We start from the raw sequence: 13979 nt of genomic DNA on the forward strand, positions 1-13979 counted from the left end.
TGCATATGAGGTACATCGCCGCCGTCCTGGCCACCACATCCGTGCTCGCCGGATGTGCGGTCGCGGGCATGCCGACGATGGCTGCGGTGACCAACGAATGGCGGCAGGCCGTCATGGAGGCGGTGGCCGGCCTCGGCTCGAAGATGGGTCCGATCGGCAATGCGATGGTGACCGCCGACCACAAGACCGACTACGGCGCACTGCACAGCGCGTGCAACGACATGCGCCATTACATCGACTCGGTGCAGAACAAGGTCCTGCCCGGGCCCGACATCGAGGTCAACACGGCCCTGCGGGCAGGTTTCGACGGCTACCGCAGCATGGCCGACCAATGCGTGGGGTTGACGCCGGCAAACAGTTCCGGCCGGCTGATGAAGTTGGGCGCCACCATCGACGAGGCTCATCTGCACATCAAGGACGCGCTGAGGCTGCTGGGCGTCGCCATCCCGAACCGCTAGGGCCACAGACCGGCGGCGACCGCGGCGAGCCGATCGAGCTTGACCCGTGAGGCCCCGTCCCGGGCCTGCTGGGCGATACCGCTGAGCAGGGCCATCACATAGCGGGCCAAGGCGTCCGGATCGGTCGAGGACGGCAGGGCCCCGGCCGCGATATCGGCGCGGATCTTGTCGGCGAACTGGGCGATCTTGTGTTCGCGGACGATGCGCATGGATTTCTGCACGACCGGGTCGGTGGTCCCCGCATCGCCGCTGACGATCAGGCAGCCCGAGGGAAGCCCGCGGCGGGTGTACCGTGCGGGCGCCTCGGCGAAGACCCTGGCCGCGGCGCGACGCGCGGTCGTCTCCTCCGCCAATGCGGCATCGATGAATCCGCCGTACTCGCGGTCGTACACCTCGACGGCCTCGGCGAACAGGTGCTGTTTGTCGCCGAAGGTGTTGTAGAGGCTGGGTGCGGCGATGCCGACCTCTTCGGTGAGATCGCGCATGGACGTGGCCTCGTACCCGTTCTGCCAGAACATCCGGATCACCTTGTCCAGCACCTCGTCTCGATCGAAGGACCGAGGGCGTCCCCGCGTCGTCGCCATGCAGCCATTTTATAGCGATCGTTTCAAAATATGCTAGCGTCGCATTTTGTAACGTACGCTAAAGAAAGGACGACACATGGGCGCACTGACAGGCAAGACGGCGCTGGTCACCGGGGGCAGCCGCGGTATCGGCCGCGCGATCGCACAGCGCCTCGCAGCGGATGGGGCCCGGGTCGGCGTGCATTACGGAACGGGAACCGACGCGGCTGCGCAGACGGTGCAGCAGATCCGCGATGCCGGCGGGTCGGCGTTCGCATTCGGGGCGCAACTCGGCGTCCCCGGTGACGCCGACGAACTGTGGACGGCCTTCGACCAGCACGCCGACGGCGTCGACATCCTGGTCAACAACGCCGGAATCCTCGGCACCCGAACACCGTTCACCGATCTCACCCGGGCGGAGCTCGACACGGTGTTCGCGGTCAACACCACCGCACCGGTTTTCGTGGTGCAGCAGGGCCTGACCCGACTGCGCGACGGCGGACGCATCGTCAACATCTCCACCCGGTTCACCCACGGCATGCGCATCCCCGACCTGCTCGCCTACGCGATGTCCAAGGCCGCGGTCGATGCGTTCACCGCCACCCTGGCCAAAGAACTCGCCGCCCGGCGGATCACGGTCAACGCGGTGGGGCCGGGCAGTGTCGACACGGATATGAATGCCGCGCGGCTGGCAACACCCGAGGGCCGGGCCGCAGTGGCCGCCCAATCGCCGTTCAACAGGGTGGCCGACCCGGTAGACGTCGCCGACATCGTGGCCTTCCTGGCGTCAGACGATTCCCGGTGGGTCACCGGACAGTGGATCGACGCCACCGGCGGGTCGCTGCTCTGATGCCGACCGCCATCTGGATCATCGGCCTTGCGATATTCGCCCAGGGCACAAGCGAACTCGTTCTCGCCGGGCTCCTGCCCGGGCTGGCCGCCGATCTGTCGGTCAGTATTCCGCAGGCGGGCCTGTTGATCACGGGATTCGCCCTGGGCATGCTGGTCGGCGCGCCCGTGTTGGCCGTGGCGACGCTCCGGCTGCCTCGGCGCCGGACGATGCTGGCCTTTCTCGCCGTGTTCGTCGTCGCGCATATCGTCGGGGCGCTGACCGATGACTACGCCGTCCTGTTCACCACCCGGTTCGTCGCAGCGTTCGTCTACGCCGGATTCTGGGCGGTCGGCAGCGCCACCGCCATGGCCCTGGTGACACCCGAACGGCGCGGGCGCGCGATGAGCATCGTCGCCGGAGGCCTGACCGTCGCGACCGTGATCGGCCTGCCCGCGGGCACCTGGATCGGCCAGCACCTCGGCTGGCGCGGGACATTCTGGGTGATCGCCGCGATGAGCACCGTCGCAGCGGTCGCAATCCTGACCGGCGTGCCCGAGCTGAAGCCGCGAACTCCCCCACGACTGGCCACCGAGATCCGCGGCCTCGCAGTACCGCGACTGTGGCTGTCCTACGCCATGACCGCTGTCTCCACCACCGCGCTCTTGGGCACCTTCTCGTATCTCGCGGCGATGTTGATCGACACCACCGGGCTTGATCCACGATGGGTGCCGCTCGTCCTGCTGGCGTACGGCGCTGGGTCGATCATCGGGATCGCGTTGGGCGGCCACATCGCCGACCGCTTTCCCTTGGGAGTGCTGGCCGCCGGATTCACCGGACTACTGGCCGTCTCCTGCTTCATCGCATTGACCGCCGCGCACGTCGTGCCGGTCGTGATCGGGGTGTTCCTGCTCGGCCTAGCCGGGTTCGGCACCAACCCGGCGCTGAACTCCCGGGTTGTCGGTATCGCGCCGGCCTCACCGACGCTGTCCATGGCCGGCAACGTGTCCGCGTTCAACGTCGGCATCAGCCTCGGGCCATGGCTGGGCGGCCTCGCACTCACCGCCGGTTTCGGCTACCCCGCGGTGGCGTGGATCGGCGCCGTCCTGGCCGCCGCGGCGCTCCTGCTGCTCGCCGTCGAGGTGTATGTCCCGATGCCGCACCGGCAACCCTGGTCAGGGGCTACAAAAGTGACGGAGACCTCAGCCAGTTAATTAGGTTTCCGTATCGATTGTGTTCAAGAATTGTTTACCGTGTCGTTACAGTTTCTCCTGCTGTGCATCGTCGTCTTCACGGCCCTGATGTTCGACTTCACCAACGGGTTTCACGACACCGGCAATGCCATGGCGACCTCGATCGCCAGTGGCGCCCTCAAACCACGAACCGCGGTAGCCCTTTCAGCACTGCTGAACCTGGTCGGCGCCTTTCTGTCCACCGCCGTGGCGGCAACAATCGCCAAGGGTCTGGTGGACGCCGATCTGGTGTCCCTGGAGCTGGTGTTCGCCGGGCTCGTCGGCGCCATCCTGTGGAATTTGTTCACCTGGCTGATGGGCATCCCGTCCAGCTCGTCGCACGCACTCATCGGCGGGATCGTCGGCGCGATGATCGCCGCCGTCGGCGGCCACGGCGTGATCTGGCACGGGGTGGTCTCCACCGTCATCGTGCCCGCGGTGTTGTCGCCACTGATCGCCGGTCTGGTGGCCTGCATCGCCAGCTGGCTGGTCTACCGGCTGATCCGCGGGCTTCCCAAGGACCGCACCATCGCCGCGTTCCGGTACGGACAGATCGGCTCGGCGTCCCTGATCTCACTGGCACACGGCACCAACGATGCCCAGAAGACGATGGGCATCATCTTCCTCGCGCTGATCTCCTACGGTGCCGTCGACGAATCCGCCAGCATGCCGCCGTTCTGGGTGATCACCGCCTGTGCCGTCGCCATCGCACTGGGGACGCTCTCGGGTGGATGGCGGGTCATCCGCACCCTGGGCAAAGGCCTGGTCGACACCGAAGCTCCGCAGGGGATGGCCGCCGAAGTCTCCTCGGCGGCCACCATCCTGCTGTCCAGCCACTTCGGCTACTCGCTGTCCACCACGCACGTCGCGACCGGGTCCATCCTCGGCAGCGGACTGGGCCGTCGCACCGAGGTGCGCTGGGCCGTCGCCCGCAACATGGCCGTCGCGTGGCTGATCACCCTGCCGGCCGCGGGCCTGGTCGGCGCGCTCACGTATGCCCTGGTGCACGGGATCGGCGGCTTTGCCGGACCGCTGGTCGGGTTCGTGGCCCTGATCGCCTCGACCGTGCCCATCTGGCTCAAGTCGCGCAAGCCGCCGATCGACCACAAGAACGTCAACGATGCGTGGCAGGGCAGCCTGACCGCGGTCGAGAGCAAGTAGGGACGGGGCTGATGAACAACTGGATCAATCTCGTGGCCGTCGGCAAGATCCTGCTCTTCGGCCTGGCAGTGGGCGCCTCCGTGCCGACCCTGTTCGCGATCGGCGTCCGGTTGCACATCGCAGCTGACGGTCCCTCAAACGCCGGGCGGCGACGCTTGCTGGCCGGTCTGAGCTGGGTGTTCTTCGCGTTGGTGCTGGTCGTGGTGGTCACCGGCGTGCTGTTCATCGCCAACAACTTCATCGGCCATCACACGGGCGTCTACTTGTTCGGCGGCACAGCGCACTAGGCGCCGGGCCGACTCAGGCCAGCGGCGCGACCGGCGCCGGCACAGCCGGTGCGGGGGCAACGGGCGCGGGTGTGGTCGGCGACGGTGCCGCCGGACTTTGAGCGGGCGCCGGACCAGGAAGGTTCTGCGGCGCCGGCCCCATGTGCTGAGCAGGCTGTGCGGCCTGAGCAGGCTGGACCCGCGACGGCTGCGACGGGCCGGCGCCCGCCAGCGTCGCAGGCGGAACGACGGGCGGGGTTGCCTGTTGCTCCCAGTCGTCCTGAAGCTTGCTCGCCGCGAAGGCGGCGCCCTGATTCACCAGGCCGGCTTCGGCGTACTGCGTGTGGATGCCGAAGCTCCTGCCCTGCGGATCGCACACCAGGTCGTTGTCGACACAGAGATCGATGGCCTTGGCCGTGTAATTCGGCCCGACCACGACCGAGGGATTGTTGAGTACCTTCATGAATCGCGGCGACGGTTTCCCGAACAACGCGACGGCCGCCACGTGGTCAGCTACATCCGGCGGCATGGGCGCGGGCACGTCTGCCGGTGAAATCCCATCGGGCACAACGCTCGCAGTTACGAAACCGATGACCGCCGCGCCCTGAGAGAACCCGCCGAGCACCATCTTGGTGTCTGGGCAATTGGCCGCGGTGGCCAAGATGTGCGCTCGCGCGTCGGCGATTCCCTGGACTGCAGTTGGGAAGTCGGTGGTAGCGGGGTAATCGACGGGATACACCCCCACCGACTTCGCACCGACGTTGGCGCGCAACGAGTTGACGAACGCCTCGCCCGTATCGCCTACGCCTGGCGCTTCCATGGTGCCGCGGGCGAATATCACCTCAGCATCCGGACACGGTGCCGCATTGGCGGACGGCATCGTCACGTTGCCCATCACGGAAGCCGCCCCCGCCATGACGGCAACCAAACCGGCACTTCCGAGTTTCCCCACGGATTCAGAGTGACATAGGACAGCATTGAGCGCGCCCCGAGCAAGCGGAGGCATACAGGTCCCTCAAGAACCAAAGAGAACTCTTAGGAAAGGAATTCATGAATGAAGGGTCGGGGGAAATCGTCGTGCCGTGCGCGCCGGCAGCGGGTTTCGCATCGGTGGGCTTCGATGCTGTTCGCCGGTGGCCTCGTGGTCGCGGTGTCGGCAGGAGTCACCGTCAGCACGCCAACAGCCACTTACAGTGCCGCGATTCGACTGGTCGGCACGACGATCGGCGTGGGGCCCTCGTTCGACGCATTCGGATTGACCGTCCCGATGTTGTTCTACGGAAGCACCATCCCCGAAGGCGACTCGTACCACACGCTCCCCTACCCCGCCCAGATCAACCTCGACTACCCGATCATCTCGGATCTGCCGGTGCTGTCGGGTCTTCCGTACTGGCCGCAGTCCCTGAAGCGATCCGAGGGGGTCGGTGCCGGCTACCTGCTGCAGGACATCGCCAATACAGCGGCAGGTGAGAAGATCACGATCATCGGCGTATCGCAGGGCAACCAGGTCGCCGAGCTCGCCCGGGCCGCAATGACCAAAAGCCTGAATTACGTTGCCAATGCCGGGAATTACGAGTTCGTCTTCATCGGGAACCCCTATCAACCCAACGGCGGCATCCTCACCCGGTTGGCGTCGTGGAGCACCCTTCCGATACTGGGCGACATCTTCCCGCTCGGCCGTCCCGGGCCGTCCGACAGTCCCTTCGAGACGACCTATTACCAAAACCAATACGACGGTATCGCCGACTTCCCGGCCTATTTCAACGTGCTGTCGCTGGTGAACTCGTTTGCCGGGCAGTTGTTCGGGCATGCATTTCCCGGCTACGTCCTGGAGTATCCCGACGCCCCCAACGCGGTGAAGACACAGGTCGGCAACACCACCTACGTGACGTTGCCCCAGTATCTTCCGCTGCTGGCACCGCTTCGCATACCCGCATCCCTGATCGGCGCGGAACGATTCGTCGACGCCATGGACCCGATCCTGCGGGTCTTCGTCGAAATGGGATACGACCGCACCGCAGATCCCAGTCACGCCCAGGAATTCAGCTGGGTCACGCCGCAGGAGAAGGTGCAGGAAGCGCTGAACGAACTGCCGCGCGCGTTCAAACAATCGCTCGCCATCCTCGGTGGCGAGAAGTACATCCCCACGCTGCCCCAGCCGGTCGTGTCGGACACCGAACCCGAAACCCCGGTGACCGAACATCCCATCGTGCCGGTGGGCACCTCGCCGTTCGAGCAGGACGTGCGCCGCGCGGTGGAGGACATGGCGGCAGCGTTGTCGAACGCCACCCGGCCTTTTGCCACAGTGCTTCAAGCCATCGGCGCGGCAACGCGGACGCAGAAAACGGTTGAGCCGACCGGGCAGACCGGGCCGACCGCTGCTGTTTTCGCGCCGATGTCACCGCGCAGCCCGAAGGCGCGCACGCAATCGGCCTCGCCCCGCAGCGATTCGGTGCAGCGATTGAGGGCGGTCCCACAGGCGAAGGGCTCCGACCGGGATTCTGTTCGCTCGAACCTTCGCTCGACGGTTCGAGCATCGGTTGGCTCGGCTGTCGGCTCAACCAAGAAGGCCGGGAAGTCCGCACCCAGTCAGCGCCATCGTCCCTCGGAGCACAAGCACAACCGCGCGGGCTAACCGACCGACCGCGGGATGGCGCCCGCACTACACTCCGGGCCATGGACAGACCGCCGGCGGCGCCTGGCGCAGGCGCAACGTCGGAGCAGGCGGCAAAGCCCCGCGGGCAGCGCACGATCCGCGGACTCGACGCCGAACAGCGTCGGGCCCATCGCCGTGAGCAATTGTTGACCGCCGCCTTCGAGCTGATTGCGCGCGACGGGTACGCCAACACCTCGATCGAGCAGATCTGCCAGACGGCGTATGTCGGTAACAAGGCGTTCTACGAGGTCTTCGACAGCAAAGAAGACTGCTACCTGGCCCTGCTCGCCCAGATCGCGGCACAGATCGAGAAGCGGGCGGTCGAGGCCCTCGCCGATGCGCCGGACGACCCGGACGAAACCGTCCATCGGCTGCTGTCGGCCTTTGCCCACGCGCTCGTCGACGATCCCCGGGTGGCCGTGGTGGCCTTCGGGGAGTGCGCAGGCATCTCGCCGCGGGTCGAGCGGCTGCGCCGGGAGAATCGCCGCTGGACTGCGGCGTTTCTCGAGAATCTGTGGCGGCAGCGCGAGTTTCCCTGCCTGCCCGATACCGGCGCGGTCGACTATCACGCCTTGGCGGTGTCGACCGTGGGCGGGCTCTTCGAGAGCGTGGCCGACTGGCTGCACCAGCGGGAGACCGGCAGCGATTCGCCGCCGACCATCGACACGCTGATCGGCAATCTGGCGAGCTTTGTGGCGGTGGTTCGCGCCGGGATCGCGGCGTCCGCCCACTGAATCTGCAAACCCCGGTTTGCAACAAGAGTCCTTGTTGCAAAAAGTGACTCTTGTCATACATCGCTACCCACTGGTAACTTTCCGGCAGCATGCGACGTGGCGCCCGTCACATTTCGCCGTTGACGCGCTGGTCGCAGGCCCAGATGTTCCGGCCGTGCCGTCTACACGGCCGACTCACCACAATGAGGAAAGAAGGAACAGCATGAGGGGTTGGGGTCGGGGGGAGTCGTCGCGGAGTGCGCGCCGACAGCGCGGTTCACGTCGCTGGGGGTCGATGTTGATGGCGGGCGGAGTCGTCGTCGCGGTGTCGGCGGGAGTCACGGTCAGCACGCCGACGGCCACCTACAGTGCCGCGATCCGGCTGATCGGCACCACGATCGGCGTGGGGCCCTCCTTCGACGGATTCGGGTTGAGCGTCCCGCTGTTCTTCTACGGGAGCACGGTGCCCGAAGGCGACTCGTTCCACACGGTTCCCTACCCCGCACAGATCGCCCTCAGCATCCCGGTCATCTCCGATCTGCCCGGCCTGTCCGACATTCCGTACTGGCCGCAGTCACTCAAACGATCCGAGCAGATCGGGGCGGGCTACCTGCAGCAGGACATCGCCAACACGCCGGCCGACGACAAGGTCACGATCATCGGCATGTCGCAGGGCACCGAGGTCGCCGAGATCGTGCGGGCCGCCATGGCCAAAGACCCGAATTATGTTGCCAACGCGGACAATTACGAGTTCGTCTTCATCGGTGACCCGTATCAGCCCAACGGCGGCATCCTGACCCGCTTCACCTCGTGGAGCGATCTGCCCGTACTCGGCGACATCTTCCCGTTCGGCCGGCCGGGACCCTCCGACAGTCCCTTCAAGACGACCTATTACCAGAACCAGTACGACGGGTTCGCTGATTTCCCAGCGTATTTCAACGTGCTGTCCGTCGCGAACGCCGTCGCAGGCATCCTGTTCCAGCATGTCTTTCCCGGCTACGTGCTGGAGCACCCTGACGCCCCCAACGCCGTCACCACCCAGGTCGGCAACACCACCTACGTGATGCTGCCCCAGTACCTGCCCCTGCTGGCACCGCTGCGCATTCCCGCCTCATTGATCGGTGCGGAACGGTTCGTCGACGCCCTGGACCCGATCCTTCGGGTCTTCGTCGAAATGGGCTACGACCGCACCGCAGATCCCAGCCAGGTCAAGGAATTCAGCTGGGTCACCCCCGAAGAGAAGATTCACGAAGCACTCAACGAGCTGCCGGGGGCGTTCGCACAGTCGCTGGCGATCCTGGGCGGCGAAAAGTACACGCCCACGCTGCCCCAGCCCGTTGTCTCCGACGTCGAACCCGAAACCCCGGTGACCGAACATCCCATCGATCCGGTGGGCACCTCACCGTTCGAGCAAGGGGTGCGTCACACGGTGGAGGAGGTCGCGGCAGCGTTGTCGGACGCCACCCGGCCACTGGCCAAGGTGCTGCAGGCCATCGGCGGCGCGACAGCGCCGCACACGACGGTCGTCCCGGCCACAAGCCCCGCTCCGTCGGACATCAAGGCGGACATCAGGCCAGACATCAAGGCAGACAACACGATTGCCGCCAAGATCGACAGCGAGGTCGCTGCCGAGGTCAAGATCGATGCGAAGTCCGATGCGGACGCCGCCACGGACACCGATGCCAAGGTCGAGACCGACAAGGAGCCGAAGTCCGGTCCGTTCAGTCGTCACGCGCGGATCCGCTCGGACTCCCCGCGCACCGATTCGGCGCCGCGCTTGAAGGTGGTCCGGGACACCGACGATTCGCAGGCGCGCGACGGGAAGGCCTCGCCTGCCGGCGAGTCAACCCGTGAGTCTGCGACGGACGCCGCGTCGGACGGCGAGCAGCCTGACCACAAGTCCGTTCGCGCCTCGAAGCGCGCGGCCAAGCAGGCCGCGAAGCCGGCTGACGCTCAGCGCGACCGGCCCTCGAAGCACGAGAGCGCGAAGGCCGGTTAACGCTCCGACGGCGGGCGCTGCGGACGACGCTGAATCCGCAGCGCCTGCGTCGGGACCTGAAGGTCGGTGGTCGGCGGGGCCGCCAGCACGGTCGTCGAGTCCTCTTTCAGGCGAACGATTCTCGGCACCGACGCCGCACGAGGTTGCCGCACGATGGTCGGCGGGGCGGAGCTGTCGGCGGCAGGCTTGGACGGCACGATCTCCGTAGGCGGCTCGGGCACCCGCTTGGCAGAACGGGTTTCGCGTCGCACCAGGTAGCCGGCGAACGGCCCGGTGAACACCATCACCGCCAGCACGAGAAAACTCAGCGCACACACCGTGACGTCGAAAGTGCTGGTGATCTGCTGGGCCAGGTTGTTGCCGTAGATCGCCGCGGGCGCCGGGCCGGCATAGCGGGGCGCGAGCGCGACGCCGATGGCCACATTCGCCACGGTGAAGACGAACAGCACCGCACTGAAGGCGGCGGCCACGGTCGTCGACGTCAGCCCCTGGTCGAGCTGGCGATGCAGCCACCGCGCGACCAGTGCGGTGACCAGGTTGAACACCGTCATCGCGACCGTGTCGTACAAAGCACGGGGAAGATCGAGCGACAGGGCGATCAGGAAGTCGACGACCCGCAGCGCCGCGGCCGCGAACGCCCAGAAGGCGATGAGCGTCAAGCACTTCTGCGCGGCGCCGCGGTAGGCCCCGATGGTCGGCGGCCTGATCAGGAAGACCGCGTACAGCGTCGTCGGCGCCACGATCGCAGCCGCGGCGGCCCAGGCGAGGTAGCCCTCGTAACCCACGGCAGCCGTCGAGGTGTTCTGGGCGATGCCGTGGAAGGCGTCGATATCGCGGCCGATGCCGCAAAGCCACACCAGCGAGGCGGCGATCGCGCCAGAGACACCGATGGCGGTCGTGGCCAGCCGCGCCGCCCCGGTGCGCTCGGTGAGCCAGCGCGAGGCGATGACCAGAGCGATCATCGCCTCCGCGCCGTAGAGCAGCGTGGTGACGATGACGGCGATGTCGTGACCGCCGAACTCGACCTGGGTGACGAACAGGTACCGCAGCCGCCAGTAGAGGTTGAACGCCACCGACAGCGTCGCGAGCGCGATCGACACGAAACCGATCACCCGCGCCACCGCATACCACCGCCGGAACTTGTTGTCCTCGATCGTGATCGAGGTAATGGGCGGCTGTCCCGCCAGCAGCGCACCCGCGACGCCGAGCAGCATGCCCGGACCCACACCCGGTGGCACCGCCCCGGTCCCGCCGCTACGCACCGTCTGCACCAGGTGATAGCCGACGAAGCAGACGACCACGACCAGATAGGCCGCACTGAGCACGAGCCGGATCCGGCTCGTGCGCCGGACATCGGATTTGGCGGCGGCCAGGCGGAACGGTCCGAGGTGCGGCGCGAGCGCGGCGGCAACGGCCAGCAGCGTGACGACGGCCAGCACGACGAATGTCGAGCCGGCACTGCCGGGGACGCCGAGGCCGAATTCCAGGTTCCACGGGAGCAGGAACCCGGCGATGAGCAACGCCACGGCCAGGCCGTCGCGCACCCGGTTGGTCCGGGAGGGCACGTAACCGACCCGGGGCGGGCGCTCCACGACCGGCGCGGCCACCGTCGCCACCTGGACGGTGGCGGACGCGTCGTAACGCTCGTCGCTCACGTACCGATTCCTCTCTAGGAGTGACAACGCACGGATTCCAACCAGCGTGCTCACTTTTGCTCCGGCGCACAAGCAGCGCTGGCAGCCGCGGTCGTTCGACCACCGGGGTCCGTCGCAGCTGTGCGGTAGCTTGGATTTGTCCGTCGGGGCTCGTACGAGATCCATAGAGCAAGGAGTGGAACCGTGGACGTAGTCCTCGGGGTGGCGGTCACCGGGCGTGTGGCGCGCTTGGCCATGATCGGTTCGCCCGCGAGCGGCGGCCAGGTTCTGGACCAGTACGCGCTAGACCTGCCCGACGACCTGGTCGCCGAGATGTCCGAGCTGGCCGAGACCATCATCGGCACCTACCGCGCCGTGACCGAGTCGGGTAACCAGGTCGCCGCGACCCGGCTGTGCCTGCCCGACGATTCGGCCGCCGACACGCTGCGTCAGACAGTGCTCAACGCCGGGGTGCCGAACGTCGAGTTGGTGACCGAGGCCGAGGCCGCCGCGGCCCTGGCCCGCAGTGTGGGTGCGGACGCCGCGTTGCTGCTGGCCGACGACGACACCGTGTCGCTGACGACGGTCGGTCAGAGCACCGGAACCCCCGCATCGACAACGACGACGTTGGCCACCATCCCGATCGGCACCGCCGGGGCCGCCGCCGCATGCGCGGCCGTCCTGCAGCGGGTGCCCGCCGACGAAGCCCCGGGACGCGTGCTCTTGGTCGGGCAACGCCTCGATCTTGATTCCGTTGCGGCAGAACTTCGGTCGACGGCACCGGTCGAGGTGGCACCGGACGCCGGCTATGCGATCGCCCGCGGGGCCGCCCGATTGGTCGGCGATATCGCACCGGCCGGCGCATCCACCCAGATGGCACCCGTCGTCGGCGTGCCACAGGATCCAACGCAGATGGCGCCCGTGTCAGAGGCCACTCAAATGGCGCCTGCCGCCGGGGATGCGACGCAGATGGCTCCCGCCGCCGCTGATGCCACGCAGATGGCACCGGCCGCCGCTGATGCCACGCAGATGGCTCCCGCCCGTGGGGACTCCGCCGCTGTCGGACCGGACCTGGCGTACTCGCAGGCCGAGGACGAGCCCTGGGCCGACGAGATGCCGATGGACGCGGTCAACGAGTTCATCCCCGAGCAGGACGACGATCCCGACTACACGACCGTCATCGCGCCGCCGCCGCCGCGGATGCTGCTGATGGGCAGCGCCCTGGCATTCGTGGTGGTCAGCTTCGCCACGCTGGCCACCGCGGTCGCGATCAATGTCCGGCCGACGGCCGACGTGCGAGCGCAGCCCGCACCCGCCCAGCAGGCCGACACCGTGCCCGGCAACTACCTTCCGCCGGTGCCGCACGAACCGGATCCGGTGGCACTGCCCGTCTCGGTGCTGACCCCGCCGCCCGCTGCTCCGGCAGCGCCCAAGGTGCGCTCGGACACCGGCAACCAACAGGTCAACCAGGCTCCGCAGGTGGTGCCTCCTCAGGCACCGCCCGTGGTGCCGGCTCCCCCACCTGTCGAGGTTGCACCGGGCCCGGTTCCGGTTCCTGTTCCGATACCTGTGCCCGTGCCGATCCCGATCCCTCCGGTCGTGTGGCCGACGTTGCCGTCGCCATGGGTGCCGACGACGCCGCCCACCACGACAACGGCACCGCCCACCACCACGACGGCACCGCCGACGACAACGACAGCTCCGCCGACCACGACGACTGCGCCACCCACGACGACCACAGCGCCGCCGACCACCACGACTGCGCCACCCACGACGACGGCACCGCCCACCACCACGGTGGCGCCGACGACGACGACTGTGCCGCCGACACACACATCGACGGAAGCGTCGGTGCCGACGATCGAGGCACCGACCCACACCCCGCCGGCCTACACACCCCCGGTGGAACAGCCCGCGACGCAGGCTCCGGTGACGACGGTGGCGCCGCAGTCTCCATTTGGTGGTGGTTCATCGTCGGGCGGCGGTTCGTCGTCGAGTGAGGGCAGTTCCTCCGGCGGCGGGCTCTTCGGCCGCGGCAGCGGCTCCGGCAGCGAGGGCAGCGGCGGCTACGGCGGAAGCGGCGGCGGCTACGGCGGCTCACCGGTGACGACGATGCCCGTCAGCCCGTAGCCGGTTGTCCCGGCTCAGTAGTCGTGATTCGGGCAGGCGACGTCGACGTAGACGGTGACGAACGTTGTCGGGCCCGGCTGTTGGTTGCCGGGATTGTTGATGCCCGTGACCCAGCACTCCGACAGCGGCTTGGTGTCGAATCCGTTGGTCCAGTTGATGTTGACCGTGTAGCCCTGTGATTCCAGGTCGCTGATCACCTCGTCGGCGCCTGCGGACGCCACGGGCGCCGATGCGAGCGACACGACGACTCCCGCAGCCACCACCAGCGCGCCACCCAGAACCGTCCGGATCATGGTCTCCATGATCCGCTCGCCGACTGGCAACACCTGGTGCGCTTG

The 13979-nt window shown here is 67.5% G+C and carries 13 protein-coding genes; 9 read left to right on the forward strand and 4 right to left on the reverse strand.

Going from position 1 to position 13979, the window contains the following annotated elements:
• Positions 1 to 5: 5 nt before the first annotated feature.
• Positions 6 to 458, forward strand: coding sequence for a hypothetical protein (locus tag EH231_RS15070; RefSeq protein ID WP_124712675.1), 453 nt, complete (start codon positions 6 to 8; stop codon positions 456 to 458).
• Here EH231_RS15070 and EH231_RS15075 read toward each other — a convergent pair.
• Positions 455 to 1042, reverse strand: coding sequence for a TetR/AcrR family transcriptional regulator (locus tag EH231_RS15075; RefSeq protein ID WP_124712676.1), 588 nt, complete (start codon positions 1040 to 1042; stop codon positions 455 to 457). The two genes, EH231_RS15070 and EH231_RS15075, sit on opposite strands and share 4 nt — an antisense overlap.
• 76 nt (positions 1043 to 1118) lie before the next feature.
• Here EH231_RS15075 and EH231_RS15080 point away from each other — a divergent pair, with 76 nt between their 5' ends.
• Genes EH231_RS15080 through EH231_RS15095 form a run of 4 tightly spaced genes read left to right on the forward strand, consistent with a single transcriptional unit; the run spans position 1119 to position 4530 of the window.
• Positions 1119 to 1871 (forward strand): SDR family oxidoreductase, encoded by a 753-nt coding sequence (locus EH231_RS15080; protein ID WP_124712677.1) that lies wholly within the window; start codon positions 1119 to 1121, stop codon positions 1869 to 1871.
• Positions 1871 to 3064, forward strand: a complete 1194-nt coding sequence (locus EH231_RS15085) for a Cmx/CmrA family chloramphenicol efflux MFS transporter (RefSeq protein ID WP_124712678.1) — start codon at positions 1871 to 1873, stop codon at positions 3062 to 3064. The genes EH231_RS15080 and EH231_RS15085 overlap by 1 nt, the downstream gene beginning before the upstream one ends.
• Before the next feature lie 39 nt (positions 3065 to 3103).
• Complete coding sequence (locus tag EH231_RS15090; protein WP_124712679.1) at positions 3104 to 4243, forward strand: inorganic phosphate transporter; 1140 nt, start codon at positions 3104 to 3106, stop codon at positions 4241 to 4243.
• Positions 4244 to 4254: 11 nt separating this feature from the next.
• A complete protein-coding gene (locus tag EH231_RS15095) occupies positions 4255 to 4530 on the forward strand; it encodes a hypothetical protein (RefSeq protein ID WP_124712680.1) in 276 nt (91 codons plus the stop codon).
• 13 nt (positions 4531 to 4543) lie between these two features.
• Here EH231_RS15095 and EH231_RS15100 read toward each other — a convergent pair whose 3' ends face one another.
• Entirely contained in the window at positions 4544 to 5425 is an 882-nt protein-coding gene (locus tag EH231_RS15100) for a cutinase family protein (protein ID WP_090424468.1), read from the reverse strand.
• Positions 5426 to 5629: 204 nt separating this feature from the next.
• Between EH231_RS15100 and EH231_RS15105 the strand changes: the two genes are divergently transcribed.
• The 3 genes from EH231_RS15105 to EH231_RS15115 all read left to right on the forward strand — a co-directional run bounded on the left by EH231_RS15105 (position 5630) and on the right by EH231_RS15115 (position 9877).
• A complete protein-coding gene (locus EH231_RS15105) occupies positions 5630 to 7144 on the forward strand; it encodes a PE-PPE domain-containing protein (protein ID WP_241177988.1) in 1515 nt (504 codons plus the stop codon).
• 41 nt (positions 7145 to 7185) lie between these two features.
• The gene (locus tag EH231_RS15110) at positions 7186 to 7899 is read left to right on the forward strand and encodes a TetR/AcrR family transcriptional regulator (RefSeq protein WP_124712682.1); all 714 of its coding nucleotides are present in this window, start codon (positions 7186 to 7188) and stop codon (positions 7897 to 7899) included.
• A 280-nt stretch (positions 7900 to 8179) separates the two neighbouring features.
• The gene (locus EH231_RS15115) at positions 8180 to 9877 is read left to right on the forward strand and encodes a PE-PPE domain-containing protein (protein WP_241177997.1); all 1698 of its coding nucleotides are present in this window, start codon (positions 8180 to 8182) and stop codon (positions 9875 to 9877) included.
• Here the strand turns inward: EH231_RS15115 and EH231_RS15120 are convergent.
• Positions 9874 to 11532: a DUF7937 domain-containing protein gene (locus EH231_RS15120; protein ID WP_124712683.1), complete on the reverse strand. Its 1659-nt coding sequence runs from the start codon at positions 11530 to 11532 to the stop codon at positions 9874 to 9876. The two genes, EH231_RS15115 and EH231_RS15120, sit on opposite strands and share 4 nt — an antisense overlap.
• 183 nt (positions 11533 to 11715) lie before the next feature.
• On the opposite strand from EH231_RS15120, the gene EH231_RS15125 reads away from it, so the two are divergent.
• Entirely contained in the window at positions 11716 to 13641 is a 1926-nt protein-coding gene (locus EH231_RS15125; RefSeq protein WP_164480899.1) for a DUF7159 family protein, read from the forward strand.
• A 14-nt stretch (positions 13642 to 13655) separates the two neighbouring features.
• Here EH231_RS15125 and EH231_RS15130 read toward each other — a convergent pair whose 3' ends face one another.
• Complete coding sequence (locus EH231_RS15130) at positions 13656 to 13943, reverse strand: hypothetical protein (RefSeq protein ID WP_124712684.1); 288 nt, start codon at positions 13941 to 13943, stop codon at positions 13656 to 13658.
• Positions 13944 to 13979 lie beyond the last annotated feature (36 nt).

Origin of the sequence: Mycolicibacterium nivoides, assembly GCF_003855255.1 — a bacterium.
Lineage (GTDB): Bacteria > Actinomycetota > Actinomycetes > Mycobacteriales > Mycobacteriaceae > Mycobacterium > Mycobacterium nivoides.

Excerpts from the sequence above, each read along its gene's own strand:
- EH231_RS15080 (WP_124712677.1), top strand. The coding sequence starts at position 1,119 with ATGGGCGCACTGACAGGCAAGACGGCGCTGGTCACCGGGGGCAGCCGC.
- EH231_RS15085 (WP_124712678.1), top strand. The coding sequence starts at position 1,871 with ATGCCGACCGCCATCTGGATCATCGGCCTTGCGATATTCGCCCAGGGC.
- EH231_RS15075 (WP_124712676.1), bottom strand. The coding sequence starts at position 1,042 with ATGGCGACGACGCGGGGACGCCCTCGGTCCTTCGATCGAGACGAGGTG.
- EH231_RS15105 (WP_241177988.1), top strand. The coding sequence starts at position 5,630 with ATGCTGTTCGCCGGTGGCCTCGTGGTCGCGGTGTCGGCAGGAGTCACC.
- EH231_RS15095 (WP_124712680.1), top strand. The coding sequence starts at position 4,255 with ATGAACAACTGGATCAATCTCGTGGCCGTCGGCAAGATCCTGCTCTTC.
- EH231_RS15100 (WP_090424468.1), bottom strand. The coding sequence starts at position 5,425 with ATGGCGGGGGCGGCTTCCGTGATGGGCAACGTGACGATGCCGTCCGCC.
- EH231_RS15130 (WP_124712684.1), bottom strand. The coding sequence starts at position 13,943 with ATGGAGACCATGATCCGGACGGTTCTGGGTGGCGCGCTGGTGGTGGCT.
- EH231_RS15115 (WP_241177997.1), top strand. The coding sequence starts at position 8,180 with ATGGCGGGCGGAGTCGTCGTCGCGGTGTCGGCGGGAGTCACGGTCAGC.
- EH231_RS15070 (WP_124712675.1), top strand. The coding sequence starts at position 6 with ATGAGGTACATCGCCGCCGTCCTGGCCACCACATCCGTGCTCGCCGGA.
- EH231_RS15110 (WP_124712682.1), top strand. The coding sequence starts at position 7,186 with ATGGACAGACCGCCGGCGGCGCCTGGCGCAGGCGCAACGTCGGAGCAG.